This is a genomic window from Corynebacterium sp. MSK019 (assembly GCF_030232425.1).
GTDB lineage: Bacteria > Actinomycetota > Actinomycetes > Mycobacteriales > Mycobacteriaceae > Corynebacterium > Corynebacterium jeikeium_D.
Genome location: NZ_JASPJT010000017.1, coordinates 1 through 22,951 on the forward strand (window position 1 = coordinate 1; position 22,951 = coordinate 22,951).

General features: G+C 59.0%; 15 protein-coding genes and 1 riboswitch. Of the genes, 4 read left to right on the top strand and 11 right to left on the bottom strand.

The window, feature by feature from the left end; genetic code table 11:
- Positions 1 to 682 precede the first annotated feature (682 nt).
- The gene (locus QP982_RS09990) at positions 683 to 6,058 is read right to left on the bottom strand and encodes a G5 domain-containing protein (RefSeq protein ID WP_284870500.1); all 5,376 of its coding nucleotides are present in this window, start codon (positions 6,056 to 6,058) and stop codon (positions 683 to 685) included.
- Between the two features lie 441 nt (positions 6,059 to 6,499).
- Positions 6,500 to 8,302 carry a BCCT family transporter gene (locus QP982_RS09995; RefSeq protein ID WP_284870502.1) on the bottom strand — a complete coding sequence of 601 codons (1,803 nt, stop codon included), beginning with the start codon at positions 8,300 to 8,302 and terminating at the stop codon, positions 6,500 to 6,502.
- A 209-nt stretch (positions 8,303 to 8,511) separates the two neighbouring features.
- On the opposite strand from QP982_RS09995, the gene QP982_RS10000 reads away from it, so the two are divergent.
- Positions 8,512 to 10,098, top strand: a complete 1,587-nt coding sequence (locus QP982_RS10000; protein WP_016421418.1) for an alkaline phosphatase D family protein — start codon at positions 8,512 to 8,514, stop codon at positions 10,096 to 10,098.
- A gap of 36 nt (positions 10,099 to 10,134) precedes the next feature.
- On the opposite strand, the gene QP982_RS10005 is transcribed toward QP982_RS10000, so the two are convergent.
- The 4 genes from QP982_RS10005 to thiO all read right to left on the bottom strand — a co-directional run bounded on the left by QP982_RS10005 (position 10,135) and on the right by thiO (position 13,652).
- A complete protein-coding gene (locus tag QP982_RS10005; RefSeq protein ID WP_070858990.1) occupies positions 10,135 to 11,334 on the bottom strand; it encodes a ThiF family adenylyltransferase in 1,200 nt (399 codons plus the stop codon).
- Positions 11,334 to 12,179 carry a thiazole synthase gene (locus QP982_RS10010; protein WP_069359135.1) on the bottom strand — a complete coding sequence of 282 codons (846 nt, stop codon included), beginning with the start codon at positions 12,177 to 12,179 and terminating at the stop codon, positions 11,334 to 11,336. Before QP982_RS10010 ends, QP982_RS10005 begins: the two co-directional genes overlap by 1 nt.
- 29 nt (positions 12,180 to 12,208) lie before the next feature.
- Positions 12,209 to 12,442 carry a sulfur carrier protein ThiS gene (gene thiS / locus QP982_RS10015; RefSeq protein WP_069359124.1) on the bottom strand — a complete coding sequence of 78 codons (234 nt, stop codon included), beginning with the start codon at positions 12,440 to 12,442 and terminating at the stop codon, positions 12,209 to 12,211.
- Between the two features lie 13 nt (positions 12,443 to 12,455).
- Positions 12,456 to 13,652 carry a glycine oxidase ThiO gene (gene thiO / locus QP982_RS10020; RefSeq protein WP_432758710.1) on the bottom strand — a complete coding sequence of 399 codons (1,197 nt, stop codon included), beginning with the start codon at positions 13,650 to 13,652 and terminating at the stop codon, positions 12,456 to 12,458.
- Positions 13,639 to 13,761, bottom strand: a riboswitch (TPP riboswitch). It overlaps the preceding gene by 14 nt.
- Positions 13,762 to 13,831: 70 nt before the next feature.
- Here thiO and QP982_RS10025 point away from each other — a divergent pair.
- Positions 13,832 to 14,590 (top strand): thiamine phosphate synthase, encoded by a 759-nt coding sequence (locus QP982_RS10025; RefSeq protein ID WP_284870503.1) that lies wholly within the window; start codon positions 13,832 to 13,834, stop codon positions 14,588 to 14,590.
- Between the two features lie 270 nt (positions 14,591 to 14,860).
- On the opposite strand, the gene QP982_RS10030 is transcribed toward QP982_RS10025, so the two are convergent.
- Positions 14,861 to 15,562: a potassium channel family protein gene (locus QP982_RS10030; protein ID WP_070833248.1), complete on the bottom strand. Its 702-nt coding sequence runs from the start codon at positions 15,560 to 15,562 to the stop codon at positions 14,861 to 14,863.
- The gene (locus tag QP982_RS10035) at positions 15,555 to 16,985 is read right to left on the bottom strand and encodes a TrkH family potassium uptake protein (protein ID WP_284870507.1); all 1,431 of its coding nucleotides are present in this window, start codon (positions 16,983 to 16,985) and stop codon (positions 15,555 to 15,557) included. Before QP982_RS10035 ends, QP982_RS10030 begins: the two co-directional genes overlap by 8 nt.
- Positions 16,986 to 17,404: 419 nt before the next feature.
- Here QP982_RS10035 and trpB point away from each other — a divergent pair, with 419 nt between their 5' ends.
- On the top strand, positions 17,405 to 18,730 hold the full coding sequence (gene trpB, locus QP982_RS10040; protein WP_284870504.1) for a tryptophan synthase subunit beta: 1,326 nt from the start codon (positions 17,405 to 17,407) through the stop codon (positions 18,728 to 18,730).
- 66 nt (positions 18,731 to 18,796) lie between these two features.
- On the opposite strand, the gene QP982_RS10045 is transcribed toward trpB, so the two are convergent.
- The 3 genes from QP982_RS10045 to purD form a co-directional block, all read right to left on the bottom strand.
- Entirely contained in the window at positions 18,797 to 18,952 is a 156-nt protein-coding gene (locus QP982_RS10045) for a hypothetical protein (protein ID WP_016421428.1), read from the bottom strand.
- An 814-nt stretch (positions 18,953 to 19,766) separates the two neighbouring features.
- A complete protein-coding gene (locus tag QP982_RS10050) occupies positions 19,767 to 20,894 on the bottom strand; it encodes an aminotransferase class I/II-fold pyridoxal phosphate-dependent enzyme (protein WP_284870508.1) in 1,128 nt (375 codons plus the stop codon).
- Positions 20,895 to 21,133: 239 nt separating this feature from the next.
- Positions 21,134 to 22,408 carry a phosphoribosylamine--glycine ligase gene (gene purD, locus QP982_RS10055; RefSeq protein WP_049172166.1) on the bottom strand — a complete coding sequence of 425 codons (1,275 nt, stop codon included), beginning with the start codon at positions 22,406 to 22,408 and terminating at the stop codon, positions 21,134 to 21,136.
- Positions 22,409 to 22,488: 80 nt separating this feature from the next.
- Here purD and QP982_RS10060 point away from each other — a divergent pair, with 80 nt between their 5' ends.
- On the top strand, positions 22,489 to 22,911 hold the full coding sequence (locus QP982_RS10060; protein WP_284870505.1) for an HIT family protein: 423 nt from the start codon (positions 22,489 to 22,491) through the stop codon (positions 22,909 to 22,911).
- Positions 22,912 to 22,951: the final 40 nt, after the last annotated feature.

A 22,951-nucleotide genomic window follows, 5' to 3' on the forward strand; every position in this document is an offset into this window, starting at 1 on the left:
CCGGAAAGGGCCCATGAGATAAAAAGGGCCCACCCGGCGACACACCGAGCGGACACACTTTTTGTCACTTAACCCGCGACGCCGCCCACGGAAACTGCTTATGGTTTCCGCCGGGCGGCGTTTTTGTTTGGCTACGGCCTTTGCCTTCGCTCCTATCGATGAGCTACTCACTGATGGCCACGCTACAGCGCAACGATAGGTGAATAGCGTGGCCACAAGTGCCGGGCATCTTTTGCTGCTTACCCCAATGCGAGTTACTGACTGCGTTTATGACAGCGGCGGCGGGGCGATGCGAGTTACTGACTGCGTTTATGACGAAAATGGCCCGAAAAATGGCTTGAAAGTGTCATAAACTCACACAGTTTCACATTTGCAGCCCGTAGTTTGTCGGGTTGTCCGCTTTGCTACTTAACGCCGGGTTGTGGAGCTGCCGCAGTTGGGGATTTTACATCACCATCTAATGGTTCCTTTGGAGGGGACGTCGTTGTTCTTCATCTGGCCTGCACATATGGAGTATCGGGGTCTGTTTCGTGTCACCTAGAAAGCAAACCAAGACCCAGTTACCACTTGCGAGTGCCATTCCGGTGGATTGAATGAAAAATGGCGGGAATACAGGAGTTCTCCTATATTCCCGCCGTCTCCTTTTAGGAGCTAGCAATGCGGCTCGAAAGCCTTGGTATCACTAGTTTTCATTCTGCGAGTGGCGCTTACGAACCGCTAGCAAAATACCACCAGCCAGCAACAGCATTGCTGCGATTCCTAGCGTGCCAGCGACCTTAGCGCCGGTGACAGCCAGAGAAGACCCACCCTTGGAGCTGGAGCTCGAGGTGCTGCCACCCGAGCTGCTGTGGCCCGAGGTATTTCCACTGGAGGAGCTTCCACCAGAGAGGCTACCGCTGGAGGAGCTTCCGCCCTTGGAGCTGGAGCCCGAAGTGCTACCACCCTTGGAGCTAGAGCCCGAGGAGCTAGAACCTGAGCTGCTTCCACCCTTTGAGCTGGAGCCCGAAGAGGAACCGCCCTTAGAGCTGGAGCTCGAGGAACTTCCGTCCTTACCCGGCTTGCCTGGCTTGTCATCGGGCTTGCCTGGCTTATCGCCCGGCTTGTCGGGCTTACCCGGCTTGTCGGAATCACCTGGCTTGCCTGGCTTGTCGGGCTTACCCGGCTTGTCGGAATCACCTGGCTTGCCTGGCTTGTCCGGCTTACCCGGCTTGTCGGAATCACCTGGCTTGCCTGGCTTGTCCGGCTTACCCGGCTTGGTCGGGTCAGTCGGTTCGTTCGGCTTGGTCGGGTCAGTCGGCTCGCTCGGGTCCGTCGGCTCAGTCGGCTCGCAGTCGAGCTTGGTGCCCACGCGAATCACACGATCCTGCTTCTCCTTGAGAACCTCTTCAGAAGTTTCCGGCTCGCCCACAAACTCACCGTCCTCGAGATTCCAGGTGTTGGTGATTTCCTTCTCACCAGTGACACCAGGCTGATCCTCAATAACCTTGCCGGCTTCGAGGGTCTCGTCGTACTCGATGATGGTATCGAACGGAATCGGCGCAGTGTGCTTATCCGTCAGCTGGGCCTCACCCTCAGCAGGACCGACCTCGACAATGCGGTCGACAGGATCGCTGATTGTCTCAGACGAATCCTCCTTGACCACATTGCCGTCGCTGTCAACCGTAATCGTGACAGTGTGCTTGACCTCGCCTGGAGTTCCCTCCTGAACAACCTTGGTTTCGCCAGGCTCCAGATCCGGGTTAGTACTGACCAGGGTGTCGAACGGAGTCTTTTCAATCCACGAGTCAGACGTGGTCACCGGCTCACACTTTTCAGTCGGCTCACTCGGGTCCGTCGGCTCACTCGGGTCCGTCGGCTCACTCGGGTCCGTCGGCTCGCTCGGCTCAGTCGGCTCGGTCGGGTCCGTCGGCTCACTCGGGTCCGTCGGCTCAGTCGGCTCAGTCGGCTCGCTCGGGTCAACAGGAGGCGTCGGCTCGCACTTGCACTTAGTGCCCACGCGAATCTTTCGATCCTGCTTGTCCTTAGTAACGGTCTCCGAAATCTCCGGATCACCTACCGGCTCACCGTTCTCGAGCTTCCAGGTCTTGGTGATTTCCTTCTCACCGAACTCACCGGCCTGTTCCTCGACAACCCTGCCGACTTCCAGGTTCGGGTCGTACTCAATGAGGGTGTCGTACGGAATCTTCTCCGTGTGCTTATCCGTTAATGCGGTCTCGCGGCCCTTGGCCGGGCCAACCTCGATGATCTGGTTTACCGGGTCGCTGATTTTCTCAGAGGACTCATCCGTGGAGATTTCCCCGTTGTCAGCATTCACCTTAACGGTGTGCTTGATTTCGCCCTGCTTACCTTCCTGGACGACCTTGGTCTCACCAGGCTTCAGCTCAGGGTTGACCCGAACCTCGACCTCGAACGGAGTCTTTTCAGTCCACTCGATGGTCGTGGATGCAGGCTTGCCCTTGGTACCGACCTTGATGATCTTCTTGACCGGCTCAGCCACTCGCACGGTTTCGGTCTTGGAATCCACAACCGTCGAGTTTTCGATGGTCTGGGTCGTTGTGACCTTGTCCTTGCCTAGCTTGCCTTCCTGGACAGTCTCCTGCGTGCCGGCTTCCAGATTCTCGTCGAAGATGATCTCAGTCTCAAACGGGACGTCTACCTCGTACTCAGTAGTGTGAGTGCCCACGGTCTTCGTGCCAACACGGATAACCTGCTTGACCGGCTCCTTGGTGCGCTCAGTGGTCACCTTAGGGTCGCCGGACGGCTTGCCGTCCACAATCTTCTGAGTCGAAGTTTCGACCTCAGTTCCGAGCTGACCCTCCTGATCGACGACCTGAGTACCCTTTTCCAGGGTGTCGTCGAAAACAATTTCAGTCTCAAACGGAATCGGCTTCTCGGTCTTGGTCACCAGTTCCGATGGCTCCACGCCGGGACCATACTCAACAATGCGAGTAACAGGTTCCTTCGTGGTCTTCTCCTCGGTTACCTCAGCCTTGTCGCCCTTCGCGGTGAAGTTAGCAGTAAAGGTCTTCTCACCGTTCTCGCCTTCCTGGACAACCCTGATTTCACCAGGTGCCAGGTCCGGGTTCTCGCGAACCTCGGTCGGGTACGGAATCGGAACCGTCCAAGTTACAGTCTCGGCGCTTTCGCTTTCAGTAACCTTGGTTCCGATGACGACGACCTCATTAACCGGTGCCTCGGTCTGCTCCCACTGGCCGTCCTTGGTCATCTTTTCCTTGCCAGGAACGCCCTTGGTTTCAACCTTGTACTCGCCGGCAGGAATGGTGTCGTCGTACTTGTACTCGACCTTGAACGGGACCTCACGCGTCGGAACGTCGACAACGTTAACCACAGCGTAAGCGGTATCCGTAGAGCCGTCCTCGTAGGTCACGGTGACCGGAATCTTGACCTGGTCACCCGGCTTCGCATCCGCAGGGGCGGTTGCGGCGATCTCGCCATTGTCGTCAATACTGACAGTCCAACCAGCCGGAACTTCGCCCAGCTCGTATGGGTTGTCCTTGGCGACGTTTACGTTATCCGGCTTGTCGAGGTTTAACGGCAGCTTTGCGGTATCCCCCGGGTACACCGTCTCTGTTGGGTAAGACGGATCTGCTTCCCAGGCATTAGTCAGCTTCACGACGGTAGTAACCGGCGTCTGAGTAGCACGACCGCCTGGGGCATTAACCGTCACGGTGACGGTATTCTTGTCGCCCGGCTTCGCATCGGCCGGCGGAGTCGAGGTAACGACACCGGTGTTCGGGTCAACCTTGTACTCCCAGCCGTCAACATTCTGAGTGAGGACCGGCTTGCCGTCTTTCTGTCCGAAGGAGAAAGTAGAGCCCTCCGGCGGACCGTCGACATGATGTTCGACGGACTGACCCGGTCCAGTGGTCTGGACATCGTAGTTTGCCTGCAGGTCACCCTTAATAACGACAATGGTGCCTACAACCGTCTGCGGCTTCTGCTTGCCCTCATCACTGTAGTGCGCGAGGACTGGGACATTAAGAATGTCTCCTTCGTGCGCGTCCCTCGGAATGGTGGTCTTAATCTCACCAGTCTTCTCATCAACGTAGACAGTCCACGTCTTGCCATCCTTGCTGGTGAGGGTGGTCTGGTTAGTGCCGTCCTCAAAGGTGTAGCGCGACGGGGCCTCATCGGTCGTGTTGCCGCTCAGCCCGCGCTCGGGGAGTTCCGGAGTGAGGCTGACGTTCGCATTTGGCTGACCAGTTACAGTGTCGTAAGTCGGGATCTTGATGTCCACGATCGCCTGGAACTGGACCTCGATCTCATCGGTGGTCTGGTCCGGATAGGTCGCCTTCACCTTCGGAGTGATGACGGTTCCCGGCGCGACAGAGTCGTCCGCCTTCGCGGTGACCTTACCTGTTTCGTCGACCTTGACGGTCCACCCTTCCGGGACAGTGGACGGGTCAATCTCAAACTTGGCCGGGGGAACCGGCTTATGGCCCTTCATGATGGACTTGGTGGTGATCTGAGAGGTGATGTCTTCATTCACCTTGCCCTTGGCAAGGCCCGGGCGCACCAGGTCAGTGACCTGGGTATTGTTCGGGTCGACCACGACGAGCAGCTCAAGTTCATCGGTGGAGCCATTCGAGTACTCGACGGTGACCTTCGGGCGTGCGAAGGTGCCCGGCTTCGGGTTCTCCGGAGCGGTGACGGTGACGTTATAGTCCTCGTCCATCTCGACGGTCCAACCCTCGTAGACGTACTTCTCGTCCAGCTCGACCTTGGCCTCGAAGCCGCCGTCACCCTTCTTCTTCACCAGATCCTTGATCTTATCTGGTACCTGCTTGAAGACGACTTTCTGCGGCTCGGTTGCCAACGGGCCGGTAGCGCTATCCACGCCCGAGATGATCGACGCGTCCTCCTTGTCGTACTTCGGGGAGTGGAACTCGGTGTCGTCCAGGGAGAACGCCTTGGAGTCGATGACGTTTGCCTTGTTGTAGCGCGTCAGCGAGTTGGAGCTGTCGAAGGTAGCGCCTTCACCGAAGTTGTTGTTCTCAGCAGCCGCCTGGAGCTGGTCGACGGTACGTGGCTTCGCCAGAACTGAGAAGTTCACGTTCTTGTCAGTTGCCAGGTCAGTACCGCGGTACTCAGGCCAGGTGAAGAAGATGTCTCCGTTGTCCGCGATACGTAGCAGCTGCTCGCCGCCGGATGCTGCCGGGTCGGTGGTGCCGATGAACCTGCCGTTGCCGTCGTATGCCTCTACGACCATGCGGGACATCGAATCGTCCGTGCCGCCGTTCTCAACAGCAGGAACGTTGATTTTACCGACCTTGGTTTGCTCACCGGGGACGATGACGTGCTTCTCGAAGTTCTCCCACGACACCGTGATCGGGTTACACTCGATGTTCTCGCTCGGCCACGGGTTCACGATGGCCGTAAAGGATGCACTGTCTCCCTGGGTGGCAAACGGGCCGGAGGTACGGTCGACCTTATAGTTTCCCTGCCAGGCGTAACGTACCGGGTTAGCGGCAGCGGCCTCAGCGAACTGCTTGACTTTAGCATCGGTCAGTTCCGCGTAGAGGTTCAGGTTTCGCTGTTGCCTAGAAGCAGTAATTCCGAGGATTTCGTCGGCCTTGTGCGTGACTGACTTGTCAACAAAGGTCTCACCGGCACCCATAGAGGAAACCTGTCCCGCATCGAGGTACGCACCCATAAGGCCTGAATTGGAAAAGCTCCAATCAGCGAACGTGCGGTCTTTCGAGTTATCAAAGGCGACGCTCAAACCCCACCGGGTTTTGTTGGGGCTGCTCCCGCTTGGTTCCAGGGTGGTCCAGCTGAAACCAGCCTGGCTGCCCTGCGGAGCGTTCTCCGAGACAACACACGAACCGGCCGGCAGGTCGGAGGCCTTCTGGGCATCCTTCTCCACCGCGCCGGACTTCTCGCGGATGCCACCGGAGAGTTCTGCAGCTACCGCCTCCGGCTGTGAAGAGACAAAATTCGGAGCAACTCCGATTGCACTACCAACTACGGCTGTGACTGTTAGCACAGCCAAAGGAGCGCGTACGGAGCGCTTCTTGAGCACTTCCGGTAATTTCATACGCATTTTGCGTCCTTATCCAATTTCCCTATCCTTACCCACCTGGTACGGGCCCGCTGGCACCTCGCCGATTCTGTTAGCGAGACTTTGATGTTCAACACCTGGATGTTCACCACCCAGAAAGCTCCATAACACTTCAACATGAACCGTAAAAAGGGCGTTCACCACAGTTTAGCATGCAAAATTAACACCATATACCCTGGTAATACCCCCAAACACCCCTGAAATTTCGACGAAAGCAAGGCTTGACAAACTGACACAACGAATACAAAAACACCGCCCACCGAAACTACTTTTGGTTTCCGTGGGCGGCGTTTTTGTTTGGCTACAGCCTTTGCCTTCGCTCTTATCGATGCACTACTCACTTATGGCCACGCTACAGCGCAACGATAGGTGAATAGCGTGGCCACAAGTGCCGGGCACTACTGCGACCATGCTCTCCTACGACTCAGACTTGGTATCCGATTCCTCTGATTCCGACTTTTCGCCAGACGCAAACTCGCCTTCAACGACCACATCGGACTGAATAACCAGGCGCCCCTCTTCATCGTGGGTGTACTCAAAGCGCGGCAGCTCATTGCCCTCTTCGTCGTAGCCCGGCGCGGGTGCGGCTTCGTGCTTCTCCAACTTCTCTGGAGTATCGGTCTTCTCCCACTGGCGGGTAACCGGCTTGCGCACTGCCATGTGGTCATCACTCATGCCTTTGACCAAGGAGTACATCATCACAAAGTGGAGGAAGAAGAACGGTACACCGATGACAATCACCGCAGATTGCAGCGCTTCCAGTGCGGTTTCACCAGAGATCAGCAGCAGAGAAGCTGCCACAGCACCGATCATGACGCCCCACAGCACTCGGTAGAAGGTCGGAGCCTTGTTTTCCTCACCGGTGGACATCATGTCCATGACCATCGAAGCCGAGTCGATAGAGGTGACGAAGAAAACCATGATTACAAAGAGCGCAAACACGCTGACAAGCGTTGTCAGCGGGTACTGCTCCAACAGAATAAAGAGTGCCGGTGAGGGGTCTCCGCCTTCGACAACTGGTTCAGTCAGAATTCCTGGCTGCTCGTTTTCCAGCTCAAAACCTGCACGCCCGAAGATGGAGAACCACAGAATCGACACGATTGTCGGCAGTGCAATCACACCGGCAATGAACTGGCGGACTGTACGTCCACGGGAAATACGCGCGATGAACATGCCCACAAATGGCGACCAGCAGATTGTCCAGGCCCAGTAGAAGACCGTCCAGGCACCCTGCTTCCAATTCGGGTTGACGTCGTAGGAGTCAGTCCAGAACATGACGCGCGGCAGCGCATCCAAGTAGACACCCGCCGTATCGACGGTCTGGCGCAGCAGCGTCAAAGTCGGGCCCATCAGCAGCACGAAGACCATCAATCCCATGGCGGCCCAAATATTGGCATTGGACAACACCTTAATGCCCTTGTCCAGCCCGCGAGCCACGGAAATCGAGGCAATCACAATAATGATGGCAATCAGAATGAGCTGCACCATCGAGTTTTCCGGAGTACCGATTACACGAGCAGCACCGGAGTTAATCTGCAGCGCACCCATGCCCACCGATACCGCGATACCGACAACCGTACCGATGATGGCGACGGCGTCGATAAGCTTGCCCGGCCATGAGTAAATGCGGGCACCGAGCAGCGGCGCGAAGATGGATGAGACGCGCGGCGGCAGGTGACGCTTGTAAATGAAGTACCCCAGCGCGAGCCCCGGCAGCGCCATGATGACCCACATGTGAATACCCAGGTGGTAGATGGTAAATGCCATCGCAGTGTTCTGAGCTTCGCGGCTCATCGGCTCTTGACCGAACGGCGGGTTGTAAGCGTGGTTGAGCGGTTCAGCCACGCCCCAGAACATCAGCATGGAGCCAGTACCACCGGCGAAGAGCATGCCGAACCACTCGGCGATGGTGTATTCGGGCTCTTCGTCATCATCGCCAAGCTGGATGCGTCCGTAGCGGGACACAAACAAGCCGATGAGGAAGATAAAGCTTGCCGAGACACCACCGATGAACAGCCAGCCCATGTTAGACGTAACCCAATCGGAAGCGGCCGAGTAGGCATCCCGAGCGGTATCCCCCAGCGCTATGGTCACTGCCACAAAGAGGACAATGAAACCCATCGCCGTCGTGAAGATCAACGGGTCGGTCGGCAGGTTCTTAAGAAAACCGCCCGACTTCTTTTCTTGCGTTTTTACTTGTGGCGTTTGTGTAGATCCCATTATCGGGGTCAGCGCCTTTCACTTCTAGATTGTTTGTCTCAGAAAAGACAGCTCGGAAGACACATTCCTCCCAAGTCGGTTATCTACGTTACAAAAGGAAGCCCAGTCATTCTCAATAACTAAGCCTTTGTTCTGTAATTGCGACTTTTTCCTTCGAGTTCACGCTGGTTTAACTGAACGTCAAAGTGGAAAACCTATCGTTCGACTCCATGCAGCTTTCCCGTCGCAGCGCTCTACGTTTAGGCGCATCCACCGCACTTGCCACTTCAGTCACGCTCGCTCATGCCTCTAGAGCTGCGGCTTCAGCTACACCGGGTTCGCCGTCACTGGCCTCCCCAGGGTTACTGCGTTCTCGGCCACAGCTCACCCACGGCGTTGCAAGTGGCGATATCCGCGGCGACGGCGCATTGATTTGGGCTCGCTCAGACCGCCCCGCCCATATGGTGGTTGAAACTGCTGCAACTGAGAGCTTCCAGAATGCCAAGGTATTCCGCAGTAACTCTCTGTTAACTCCAGACACTGACGGCACCGGACGTCTACGTGTCGTCGGTCTCGAACCGGGGCAGGAAATCTTCTATCGTGTCACGCTCGAAGAGGCAGATACTGGAATCTGCTCTGATCCCGTTATCGGCACCTTCCGTACTGCCCCAAACCGCGCATCCAACATCCGCCTGCACTGGTCCGGCGATGTCGCAGGTCAGGGTTGGGGAATTAACGACGAAATCGGTGGATACACCGGCTTTTCCACCATGATGGAGCGCAATCCAGACCTATTCATTCACTCAGGCGATACCTGCTATGCCGACGGTCCGCTGGATGAATCCGTCACGCTTTCCGACGGCACTGTGTGGCGCAACCATGTCACTCCGGCCAAATCCAAGGTTGCTGAAACCCTCGAAGAGTATCGTGGCCAGTACTCCTACAACCTCATGGACAAGAACTACTTGGCCTTCAATGCGCAGGTTCCGCAGCTAGTCCAGTGGGATGACCACGAAACAGTCAACAACTGGTACCCCAACGAAGTCCTAGACGATGATCGCTATACCGAGCGCGATGTCAACACCCTGGCCAAGCGTGCCTACCAGGCCTTCCATGAGTGGCAGCCAATTGATCAACAAATGGCTGTAGATGGGCGCGTCTACCGCAAGGTTTCCTACGGCCCGTTGCTAGACATATTCATTCTGGATATGCGCAGTTACAAGGGAGAAAACACTTCCAATAATCCGCGCTCGACAACCGAAGAACCAATCCTTGGCGAAAAGCAGACCAACTGGTTAATCGACTCCCTCAAGGACTCCCGCGCGACGTGGAAGATTGTTGCTAATGACCTACCGCTTGGAATCATCGTCCCCGACGGCGACGATGGTGACCAAGAAAGCGTATCCAATGGTGCCGCCGGTGCACCTGCAGGACGTGAACGTGAAATCGCCCGCCTGCTCAGCGCCATTAAAGATGTTTCAAATGTCGTCTGGCTCACCGCCGATGTGCACTACACCGCGGCTCACCACTACAGCCCAGAGCGCGCACAGTTCACCGACTTCGCACCCTTCTGGGAATTCGTCTCCGGTCCTCTCCACGCGGGCGCATTCGGCCCCAACGAAATGGATTCGACCTTCGGGCCGAAGGTGGAGTACGTCCACGCACCGGGTAAAGACAATGCCAACGCCGACCCCACACAGGACTTCCAGCACTTCGGCGAAGTCGATATCGACGGCGACTCACGCGAGATGACCGTCCGTCTGCTCACCACTCGTGGCACCGAGTTGTGGTCGACAACGCTGAAGCCGCAGGCGTAGGCACACTGTTCAACAGCGCGTGGCGGTAGCCACTAATTAGTGCGTTCCGCCACGCTTTACGACGGTCTCCTGCCCCGCAGCCTGCCAGGCCACAATGCCCCCGTCCAGATTGATGAGCTCCGGTATGGCGCCATCAGCCTCAATCTCGCTGGCCAACAGCTCAATTGCCTGTTGCGAGCGGGCACCCGAGTGGCAGTGAATCAGAACTCGTGGGTAGTTCGACTGGAGGTTCCGCTCAGCCCACGCTTCGCGAATCGCAGCCCACCCACGGCTGCGAATGTTGCCGAGTGGCACAAGCACAGATCCGGCAATGGCAGCCTCCGCGTGTTCTTCAGGCTCGCGTACATCGATGAGAGGCACACCCTCGGCAAGAAGCTCGTGCGCCGTGTTGGGGCCAATGCTGCGCATGCTCTGCGCCGGGGCCTCCTCATCCTCGGTCCACGAAGCTGCGCACACCTGCGCAATTTCGGTCAAGTCGGAAACGGGTTCGCGCTCCGGGTCGGCTGCAAAGGACAGTGTGCGGGTGGTTGCCTCCAGGGCGTCGATAAGCACGAGTTTGCCGACGGCGACCTTGCCGACACCAGTGAGCACCTTGATAGCTTCGACGACCATCATGGAGCCGATCTGTCCGACCATTGCGCCGAGGACACCGCCTGCGGCGCACGACGGCACGGAGCCGGGATCGGGGATGTCGGGGTAAAGATCGCGAAGCATGGGGCCGTGGCCAGGCCAGAAGACGGACAGTTGCCCTGCGAACTGCAGAATCGTGGCCCAGACCAGCGGCGTTCCGGTCAGCTCCGCGGCATCGGAGGACAGGTAGCGCGTGGCGAAGTTGTCCGCGCCGTCGAGCACTACATCGTGAGTGGCGAAGAGCTCCTCAGCATTGTCGACGCTTAACCTGCCGACGATTGCGGTCACCGATGCCTCGGAGTCAAGGCGCCGCACGGCATCCGCGGCAGATTCGGCCTTCGGGCGACCAATATCGGACTCACGGTGAATGACCTGGCGCTGAAGATTGGACTCGTCGACCACGTCATCGTCAATGATGGTGATATGCCCGACCCCTGCCCCGGCCAGGTATAACAGCGCAGGCGATCCCAAGCCACCAGCTCCGATAACGAGGACGCGGGAGGATCGCAAAGTTCGCTGCCCCTCGGCACCAAAGCCCGGCAGTGTTAGGTGCCGCGCGTACCGGCGCAGGTCGCGGTCCGAAAGATTGACACCCTGCTCCGCCATTACAGAGAATCCTGCTCGCGTGCGCCGCTGACGCGCTCAGTGATGATGCCCTCAAACGACGAGCTCGCCTGGGCCAGTCGACGCCGTGGGATGCGACCCGACTCGCGAGCAGTCAGTCCTGCCTCAACGCCGAAGCGCATCGCTGTGGCCATGCCCACCGGATCATGTGCACGGGTCACTGCGGATGCCAACAGCACTGCATCGCAGCCAAGCTCCATCGCCTGAGCTGCCTCAGACGCGGTACCGATGCCCGCATCCAGGATGATGGGCACATTCGCGCGGTCCACAATCAGCTCGATGTTGTGTGGGTTAAGAATTCCCAGGCCAGTACCAATGGGCGAGCCCGCCGGCATGACAGCTGCACAGCCCAGATCTTCCAGCCGCTTGGCCAGCGCCGGATCGTCGTTGGTGTAGGCGAAAACGACGAAGTCGTCAGCTACCAACTGCTCCGCTGCCGCGACCAGCTCGACCGGGTCCGGCAGCAGCGTGTCCTCGTCGGCGATGACCTCGAGCTTCAGCAGGTTGGTTTCCAGCGCCTCGCGGGCCAACTGCGCAGTCAGCACCGCGTCACGAGCGGTATAGCACCCCGCAGTATTCGGCAGCGCCGCAATATTGTTGCGCTGCAAAATCTCAAAAACGTTCTGCTTCGTACCGGGCGTAAAGCGGCGCATCGCCACCGTAGTCAGCTCAGTGCCCGAAGCCACCAGCGCCCGCTCCAGCGTATCCATGCTGGTCGCACCGCCAGTTCCCATAATCAGACGGGAGTTCAACTCCAGTCCGCCAATGCGCAGCGGTTCACGTGTAACTTCGCTCGCCGTCCCGGTTTCATTTTCCTGCGCGGACATGTTTGCTTGTGCGGAATTCTCGGTCATCTCTAGCCTCCCTGAACTGCTGTCACGATGTCGATGGCGCCTGCCACGGGCGTGCTCGCCCACTTGGCTCGCGGGATTACCGCACCATCCACGGCTACCGCGATTCCCAGGCGGGTGCCGTCCGCGACAGTGCCGTCGTCGTTAAGCGCGTGCCCCGTGTGCTTAGCGACGAGGTCTGCGACCATCTCCCCCGCAGCCGGTGTGTAGCCTTCGCCATTGAGTGTTGTGGTGGACATAAGCGAGCCTCCTCTAATCGCTGAAGCGGAATGGATTGACGGCGGAAAGAAGCGCCGGGTCGTTGTCATTTTCCCGACCTGCGACGACATCGGCCGTGAGTTTGGAACCGATGGCCGTAAGCAGAATGCCGTGACGGAAGTAGCCGGTGGACACGGTCAATCCAGGAACCACGCGGCCAATCATGGGGACATCGTCCGGGGAGCCAGGCCGGGCGCGGGCGGTCATCTCGTAGATTTCGCAGTCGAGAATGCCGGGCACCAGGCGGTATGCGTCGCGGAGTAGCTGGTGGACTCCTTCGGCGGAGACACCGGTCAGGTCATCTTCACGCGAGGTTGCGCCGAGCACGACGGTGCCGTCGGCACGCGGGACGATATAAACCGGACGCCCCTGAACCACACCGCGAATAGTGCGGGTGACCAGCGGCTGCAAGCGCTCCGGCACCCGCAGACGCAGCACATCCCCATAGACCGGGCGCAGCGGCAGATTCAGATTCTCCGGCAGACCGGCCATATCGGCGGTGTTCAGCCCCGCAGCCAAAACGACCTCATCGGCGAGGTAGTCATTTCCGTCCGTACCGCGCAGCCCAATGGCTTGGCGGGGGTCGGCATCGGAAGCGTAAATAACCTCTTCCGCGCGAGTGCGGATGACGCGGTCTCCCAGAATGGTCAGCAACGCCTCGGCGAGCAGACGCGGATTGACCTGGTGATCTCCCGGAATATCCACCGCACCAACACAGCCCGGCCCCAGTGACGGTTCTGCCCGGCGCGCCTCGGTGGCGGTGATGCGGTTGATCTCCATGCCCATGTCATGCTGCAGCTCAACGAGCTCGCTGAGTGTCTGCCGGTCGGCGGCATCACCCGCACAAACAAACGTGGAATTCTCGATATAGCCAACATCGTGGCCCGATTCCTCGGCGATGGCCTGGGCAAAGCCGCGGTAGAGCTTGCCCGACTCCACCATCAGCGGATACAGCGTCGGCTGATCCCACACGACTTCGGCCACCGGCGCCAGCATGCCAGCTGCGGCGAAAGTTGCGCCGGAAACGGGCTCGGCATCGAGGACAGTCACATCGAATCCCTGGCGGAGTAGTCTCCATGCCGTCGCCAAGCCGATAATCCCCGCGCCTGCGATAACAACGCTCGACGACGTATCCCCTGTGCCGCCCTCAGTTGTCGAGGCGGCACCCATAGCGGCAGCATTCACTGCCATTCCTCCCTCCGGCGGCATAACCCGCATCAGGTAAAAGCGGTCGGCGTTACTCGCCCTCTCAGCCAGCGGCATCTCATCGATACCGAGTACGGCTCCCGCGGAACGTGGTACTCCCCCATCATATGACTTCGGACTCACCGCCACGACACCGCATCCCCAACCTCGCCTAACATGGGGACATGAACGCCTCATCAGCCGCCACTCGCACAACACGACGCGCCCTGCTTGCCGACGCCCGCCTGTACCTCTGCACCGACTCGCGCGCATCCCGCGGTGATCTGCGCGAATTCCTGCACGCCTGTTACGAAGGCGGCACTGACATCATCCAGCTGCGCGACAAGAAAGTCGACACCCGCGACGAGATTGCCGCTGTGGAGACCCTCGCCGAGGTCGCCGCTGAACACGGCAAGCTCTTCGCCGTCAATGACCGCGCCGACATTGCCGCACTGACCGGCGCAGACATCCTGCATGTGGGTCAGGAAGACCTCACCACCGAGCAGGCCCGCCAGATCGTTGGCCCCGAGGTTCTCATCGGCCGCTCCAACCGAAATCTGGACATGTTCGCCGCCTCGCTTGCCGACGATGGCATCGATTACGCGGTAATCGGCCCGGTGTATGCCACCCCGACGAAGCCCGACCGTCAACCCGTCGGAGTCGAGATGGTCCGTGAAGCTGCGGCACTCGTGCGGAGGGCGCGTGCACAGGGTTCAGCGGAGTCCCACCAGGATTCCGTGGCCGATATTGTGCGCCCGCACGGCCGCGGCGCAAGTGACCCGGTCAAGCCATGGTGGGCAATCGGCGGTATCAACGCCGAGACCGCCGGCGAAGTTATCGCCGCTGGCGCGGAGCGCATTGTGGTGGTTCGCGCACTAACCGAGGCAGCAAATCCGGAAGAGGCAGCGCGTGCTTTGCGCGCTGTGGTTGCGGGCGGTCGCTGAGTTTCATGGGTTAATAGACAAAAGTGTGTCCGCTCGGCGTGTCGCTGGGTGGGCACCATTTGCTATTTAGCCCTACTTCGCCCCAATGCGAGTTAGTGACTGCGTTTATGACAAAATTGGCCTGACCCTACCGGCCTGAAAGCGTCATAAACTCGCACAGTTTCACATGTGCAGCCCGTTGAGCTGGGCGTGGACCCCGCCTTTCCACACTGTTGGTTGTTGATTTCCATCGCGACGGAGCCCCGCGTGCACGGACTCCGTCGCTTCCTGTTACTCTCCGGCGAATGTCTCCAACTGCCGAATAGCGCCGGAGACAATCAACAGGTCACCTGCGGAAATGCGGTCGTCGGCAAGCGCAGGGCGGAAGCGCTGACCGCGCTTTTGTACGGCGACAACCGTAATCGGTGCGCTCTGGTTAATCTCCGCCACCGTCTTATCCAGGCAGTGGATTGGCGGCGCGACCTTGCCTACTGCGTAATCGCGGTCGAACTCCAGGAAGTCCTGGACCTTGCCGCCGATGAGGTGCGCGATACGACGACCGGTGTCGGCCTCCGGGCGAATGACGTGGTGCACACCAATCTGGCCCAGGATTTTGGCGTGGGCCTGGTTATCGGCCTTTGCCCAAATCATGGGCACCCCCATATCTACCAGCGCAGACGCGGTCAGTAGCGATGCCTCGATGTCACTGCCGATGGCGATAACAACACGTTCGGCTTCATCGACACCGAGCTGCTTCAGTACCTCCGGCATGGTGGTGTCGGCGGTGACCACGTGGTCGAAGGTCGAAGACAGCTCCTGAACCACCTTTTCGCGATGGTCTACGCAGAGAACCTCGATACCGCCAGCGACCAGCTCCTCGCCGAGTGCCTGGCCGAAACGCCCCATGCCGAGTATGACAACAGGCGAAGAGCTGGCCTGGTTGGAGAAATGCTCCGCGAAACCTGCGAACGGATTGAATTTCGAGTTAGCCAATGAAGGGCCTTTCTTCCGGATATTCATAGACGCGCTGGCGTGGGCGGGCGGCCAAGGCCGTCGCCAAGGCGATTGGGCCAACACGACCGGTGAACATCAGCACGATGAAGATTGCCTGTGCCGCCACCGGTAGGTCAGCGGTGATACCTGTGGAAAGGCCTACCGTGGCGAAGGCACTGACTACTTCAAAAAGGATTTGGTCAGTAGAAAACTGTGGCGCTATGAAACTGACGGCGATTACTGCCAGGAATACCTGGCCAATACCGAAGGCAAGGACGACGAGGGCCTGACGCAGCACCTTTGGATTGAGGCGCCGCCGAGCCACGGACACGGAGGTGTCACCGCGAATTTCCGCGAGAACGGCGGCGAGAATGACGGCCGACGTCGTGATTTTCACGCCACCTGCGGTACCACCGGTGCCGCCGCCAATGAACATGAGGAAGTCCGTGCCCAGCAGTGTCGACGGGTGAAAGTCTGCGTAATCGAGTGCGTTGAACCCCGCGGTACGCGGGCTCACACCAGCGAAGAATGAGTTGAGTATCTTCTCCCCCGTGGTGAATCCAGACATGGCATTGGACCACTCACCAAATGCCACCATGAGCGTGCCCAAGGCAATCAGCAGGATGGTGCCTTTAATGGTGAAGCGAGTAGTCAATGACCAGCGCTTAGGCAGCTGTCCTCGAGTGCGAACGCTGAGCCACGTCTTCAGGTGCCGCCAAGCCTCAAGCAAAACCGGAAAACCCAGACCACCCACAATGAGGGCGAAGGCCAGGGGCAATAGCACCCAGGTATCACTGAAAAATCCCATGACATTGTCGGTATACAGAGCGAAGCCGGCGTTGTTAAAGCCGGAGATGGCATGGAACAAGCCTTCCCACACAGCTCTTCCCCAGCTGTACTCATAACCGAAGTGGAACCGCAGCGTAAGTGCCACTGCGACCACAAACTCCACCAACAGCGTGAAGCTAACGGCAGCACGGACAACCCATGAGATCTCGCCCATGTCCATACCGCGGCCCTCAACGCGCGCACCAGCACGGCGGTTAAGGCCGAGTCTTCCTGCTACGAAGAGGCCAAAAAGAGAAGCCAAGGTCATGAACCCGAGGCCACCCAGCTGAATCAACAGCATGATGACAACCTTGCCGAAGGTTGACCAATGGGTAGCCGTATCTACGGTGATCAGGCCGGTCAGGCTCGTTGCCGAGGTGGCTGTGAACAGCGCATCAGACAGCGCCGTGGGCAGGCACATATCCCCAGGGCTCGGGGCACAATGTCCCGTGGGGTGGCTATTGGCTGCCGAAATCGGCAGCATTAACAAAACCGTGCCAACGGTTATGAGGGCGACATAACACCACACCACCAGCGTCGTGGGACGAACTCCCCGACGTGATTTAGTGGTCTGCCGCGACAGCGTAATCACCATCGGAACGTTAGTCCTCATGGCCAGCGGTGTCGAGGGGAATGTTGATATTCCGCCTCTGCATATACCCGGCCTAGAGGGGAACTGCCTTACGCCCCAGGCGCAGTTGCGATACCCCGTACACAATTCGCGCCCAATCCCCGCCCCCACACCCCACCCCGCTTTGGCTACTGCGGAAAGCTTGAGTTATGGTCAGATTCATGATGACACCCCTGATGAACACACCCGCGCCGTGCGGCGCACAGTGGTGGTGGCTCGCTTAAGTCCGCGAGCAACGTCACGTCATCTCATTAAATTCGACGGCAAACCCGTCAAGTACGAGCTCGCAAGAAGATAAATCTGGCGGGCTCTTTTCTTTTATCGGTTCGACAAAGAGAACCAGGGCCCGCTGAAATAAACAACAGCAACGAAAGGCCCCCTCAATGACTGATTACAACCCCAGCGCGGATGCCATCGCCAAGGCTTCAGCACCGACTGCAACCAGGGCGCCGTCGGCAAGCGTTAACGGCGCGGGCGAGGTGCGCGAAACTCTCTTGCCTGCATTTTTCGGTCGCTTCGGCGGACAGGAAGTGCCGGAGTTCCTGCTACCAGCACTCGATGAGCTGGAAGCGGCTTACATCGAGGCGATGAGCAATCCGGAGTTCCAGCGCGAGCTGGAAGAACTACGTCGTGATTTCCTCGGCCGCGCGACCCCGCTGTTCGAATGCCGTCGTCTATCCACGCCGAACACGACGATTGTGCTGAAGCGCGAGGACTTGAACCACGGCGGCGCGCACAAGGGCAACAACGTGGTCGGCCAGGCACTGTTGGCAAAGCGCATGGGAAAAACCCGTCTCATTGCTGAGACGGGTGCAGGCCAGCACGGCACGGCCACCGCGATGGCCGCAGCGCTGCTGGGACTTGAGTGCGAGATTTACATGGGCGCACACGATGTCGCCCGCCAGCACCCCAATGTCGAGCGCATGGAGCTCATGGGCGCGAAGGTCGTTCCCGTCACCACCGGCGAGGCCGGTTTGAAGGATGCTATTGACGAGGCACTGGTCGAGTGGAGCAAGACTCTCGACTCCACTTTCTACCTGCTAGGCACAGCCGCTGGCCCGCACCCATTCCCCACTATCGTGCGTGAATTCCAGCAGGTTATTTCAAAGGAATCGCGCAGTCAGATGGTCGAGCGTTACGGCAAGCTTCCCGACGCTGTCATCGCAGCCGTCGGTGGCGGCTCCAACGCCATTGGCGCATTTGCTAACTACATCGACGACTCCGATGTCGCCCTCATTGGCGTCGAGCCTGCAGGTGAGGGACTCGACACCGACCGCCATGGCGCGCCCATCAATGGGGGCAAGACTGGTGTCCTTCACGGCATGCGCTCATTTGTCATGCTTTCCGACGACGGCGAGGTGTTGCCATCGCACTCCATCTCGGCGGGCTTGGATTACCCGTCCGTTGGCCCGGAGCACGGCATGCTGAAGGAGAATGGCCGCGCCAGCTATGTCGGGATTACCGACGAGGAGGCGCTGGAAGCGTTCCAGCTGCTCAGCCGCATGGAGGGCATTATTCCGGCGATGGAATCCTCGCATGCGCTGGCGCAGGCCATTAAAATTGCGCGACTCCGTGAAACCGACCCTGCCGCTGGTAGCGAGCTCGGGCTGCCGGTTCACGAAGGCGATGAGCCTTTGCTGTTGCTCGTGAACCTGTCGGGTCGCGGTGATAAGGATATGGAGCAGGTCCGGGAGTTCCTGAACCAGTAGGAATAACCAGTAGGGATTGTTTCCCCACTAGCTGCCTAGCAGGAATCGGACCAAAGCTAATTCTTGTTAGGCAGCGCGGCGGTCGTCGGCGGCGATGCCCTGGTTCGGGTTCGCCTCCACGATGGCTTCGGCAAGCAGCGATGCCAGCGCATCCTGCTTAGATTCCTTGCCGTCCCGGAAAATCGGGGACACAGTATCCATAATCTCGTTGAATGCGTTCATCAGAGGTCACCTCTCTTAAGATCTCTTTGATCTTTATTGTTGGACTTCTCCAACCGATTCTTTGCGATTCCGCAGTTGAAACAATGTTTCATCGAACCGTTTGGAACTTATGACTTGCAACCGTAGACCACAACACGCAACCTGGCAAGCACTAAACTTTATTTTTAGTTAACCTTTTGTTAACTTTTGGACGTTTTTAGCTCAATCACTGCACCACAAACAGCACCCCTCGGCGCCACCCCAAGCCTCGCTTCACCGCTCCCGACAGCGGCTTCAAAAATCGCGCTTTTACACAGCCAAAAACAGGGCGCGGAAGCATCTTTCGGTCGGACATAAACTATCCCCACTAAAAGCGCTTGCAACCATCGTTGAACATGAGTTACACACCGCGCTCAATCGTCACCCCGTGCGGGGATAGCCGTCAACTCCTCAGAGGTCAACCCCATCGGCAATTAAAGAAAAAGGGTCCCCCTGCCAGCGGAAATAGACCACCGACAGAGCTGCCGGCTGTCAAAGATGCTGCCACGAAGCCCACCCCACTCCACTATCGCCCCAACCCCAGCCTCACTTGATGTGACTGCAGCCACAGAGCCCTCAATCTGAGGCAGTTTTTCCGCCTTTAGAGCGAACGGGCGATCAAGAAAACAGAGGCCCAACGGCTCCTTCCAGGAATGCCCCAACATCGGCTCTACCAGTGGCCGCCGGTAGAGGATTTAAAGCAGCGATTCGCCCGTCGAGCTCCCTATCTCGACCGGCTGAAAAACACCCCTGAAAGGGTGAGGTAAATCACACCGTGAGCGCCACTAAAGCCGCTTTAACGACGACCAGTAAATACCCCAATACGCCGAACAGCCTCTTCCATCTCGGAAGTCTCACCGGCGAAGCAGAGGCGAACCCACTCATGGCCGTTCTCTGTGTCGAAGTCGATTCCAGGGGCAACGGCCACGCCCGTTGCAGCCAACAGTTCCCGAGCCCACGTCATGGAGTCGACGGAGTTCGGGTCGTCGTAAAGCCCTGCGATATTGGCGTAGATATAGAAACCGCCGTCGGGTGGGGCGATATTACCGAGACCGACGCGGGGCAGCCCCTCGAGCAAAACGTCGCGGTTGCGTGCGTAACGCGTCACGTGCGAATTGAGCTCGGCAATGGACTCGGGGCTGAACGCTTCCACCGCCGCTGCCTGCGAAATTGCCGGTGGACAGACAGTGAGGTTGGCTTCGAGGCGATCAAGCGGCGCACGCAGCCACTTGGGAACGATTAGCCAGCCAACGCGCCAGCCGGTCATCGAGAAGTACTTACTGACACTGCCGACCACGACCGCCGCGTCGGAGAACTCGCGTGCAGACGCACACTGTCGGCCATAAGTAATGCCGTGATAAATCTCGTCGGAAATGAGCAGGCAATCGTGCTGCTCACACCACTTCGCAATGGCACGCAGCTCGTCGGCATCGATAATGGTGCCAGTGGGGTTGTCCGGGCTGGTGACAATCACGGCCTTGGGCACGCGCGGAAGTGCCTCCAGGTGTTGGGCGGTGAGTTGGAAACGAGTCTCAGGACCACAGTCAATCTCGACAATGTTGGCGCCGAGCGCCTGCAGCGTATTGCGGTATGCGGGATAGCCCGGGCGCGCGAGCACGATGTCGTCGCCAACATCGAGGGCTGCGAGGAAGAGCGCTACGAAACCGCCGGAAGAACCGGTAGTGATGACAACATCAGCGGCTTCCGGGGCCGTGCCGTAGTTTTCACGATGCCAGGCGGCGATGGTTGCACGCAGCTCAGGCGTGCCGACGGCCGCTGTGTAGCCCAGAACCTGATTTTCTAAATCAGCACGCGCACGGGCAATCGCGGCAGCCGGGGCCGCGGTCGCGGGCTGTCCCACGCAGAGGAATAGAGCGTCACCGTGAGTGCGCTGACGCTCCTGTGCGAGCGCGAGAACATCCATCACATGGAAGGGTGCGACCTCACAACGGCGGGATGCTAGGTCGCGCTGGGGCTGGGATGCCTGCGGTGACTGCGAGGAGTTTAACGGCTGCGGTGACTGCGACGACTTTGGCGACTGCGGAGATTCGGCGTGCATACCTTCATCTTTGCAGCCGCCGAGGCCACCCGGGAAATCCAGTTCATCCCGGGTGGGTGCACCAGTGAGGCATCCGAGTGCAGCCGGACCACCTCAAGCATTATTTAGATGGAAATACGGCCCTCAACTGCAGGTAGTGCAATGTCGGTGCGGTAGTGCGAGCCCTCGAGCTTAATGGTCTTGATGGTCTCGTACGCCTTGTCGCGGGCCTCTTCCAGCGTGTCACCAACGCCGATGACGTTGAGCACACGGCCACCAGCGGAGACCAGCTCACCCGCAGCATTGCGGGCAGTACCTGCGTGGAGAATGCCATCTGCCTCACGGCCAGGCTCTGCACCTTCAATGACATCACCCGTGCGCGTCGACACCGGGTAGCCTTCAGCGGCCAGCACAACAGTCAGAGCGTAACCATCACGCCAAGACAGCGGACCGAAGTCCGCCAATGTTCCGGTAGCAGCGGCGTTGAGCAGCTGCGCCACCGGGGACTCCAGCAGCGCCAGCACGGCCTGGGTCTCCGGGTCACCGAAACGGCAGTTGAACTCAATGACAGCCGGGCCGTCCTCGCCCCAGGCCAGACCTGCGTACAGCAGACCCTGGAACGGGCAACCGCGAGCGGCCATCTCACGAGCGACCGGCTCGCAGACCTCGGTGACAATGCGCTCAGTTGCGCCTTCCGGCAGCCAGGACAGCGGGCTGTAAGCACCCATGCCACCGGTGTTCGGCCCCTCGTCGTTATTACCGACGCGCTTGTGGTCCTGAGCCGGCAACAGCGGGACGACGATTTCGCCGTCGACCAGGCAGAACAGGGAAACTTCCGGGCCGTCCAGGAAGGACTCCAGCAGCACCGGGTTACCGGCGGCCAGAACAGCCTTTGCGTGTTCGAGAGCTTCAGCGCGGTCCTTAGTGACCACGACTCCCTTGCCAGCAGCCAGACCGTCATCCTTCACGACCCAGTTCGGGCCAAAGCGGTCAATGGCGGCCTCGATGTCTTCGTCGGAGGCCTCCGGCTGGATGGCCTCTGCCGAGGCGGTCTTTACCCCAGCTGCCTTCATGACGTCCTTAGCGAAAGCCTTGGACCCCTCAATCCGAGCTGCGTCAGCGTTCGGTCCGAAGACTGCGAAACCAGCGTCGCGCAGCGCGTCTGCCACACCCGCGACCAGCGGAACCTCAGGGCCAATAACAACCAAATCGGCCCCAATTTCCTTGGCCAGCGCAACAGCGCCAGCGGGGTCATCCACGACCAGTGGATGCATGGTTGCAATTTCACTCATACCCGCATTACCAGGGGCTACGTGAAGATCAGTAGCCTGCGGGTCCTTACTCATTGCGTACAACAGGGCGTGCTCACGGGCACCGGAGCCAATTACGAGGATGCGCATAGCAATCATCTTACTAATCAGCCCGGATAACTCTCATCGCACCCAACCCCTCAATCCGCTATTCGGGTTACCCTTGGCACATGAGCACAGTATTTACCAAAATCATCAACGGTGAACTCCCCGGTCGTTTTGTCTACCGCGATGACAAGGTCGTCGCATTTTTGACCATCGAGCCAATTGCGCCTGGTCATACGCTGGTCGTCCCTGTTGAAGAGGTGGACAAGTGGACGGACGCCTCGCCTGAGCTATGGGCCCACCTCAATGAGGTTGCCCAGAAGGTTGGTCAGGCTGTTGTCTCCGCTTTTGACGCTCCGCGTGCTGGCTACCTCATCGCCGGCTTCGAGGTTCCGCACACCCACATTCATATCTTCCCTGCCCACGATATGTCCGGGTACAACCTGCAGTCGGTGAATCGCAATCCTTCCGCAGAGTCCATGGATGAGGCCGCCGCTAAACTGCGGGAGGCCCTCGGGGCTGACGAAGACGGAAAGTTGGTGCGCTAATCGCCGCTTCAAACGAGGATTTTTGGGAAGAACAACTTCC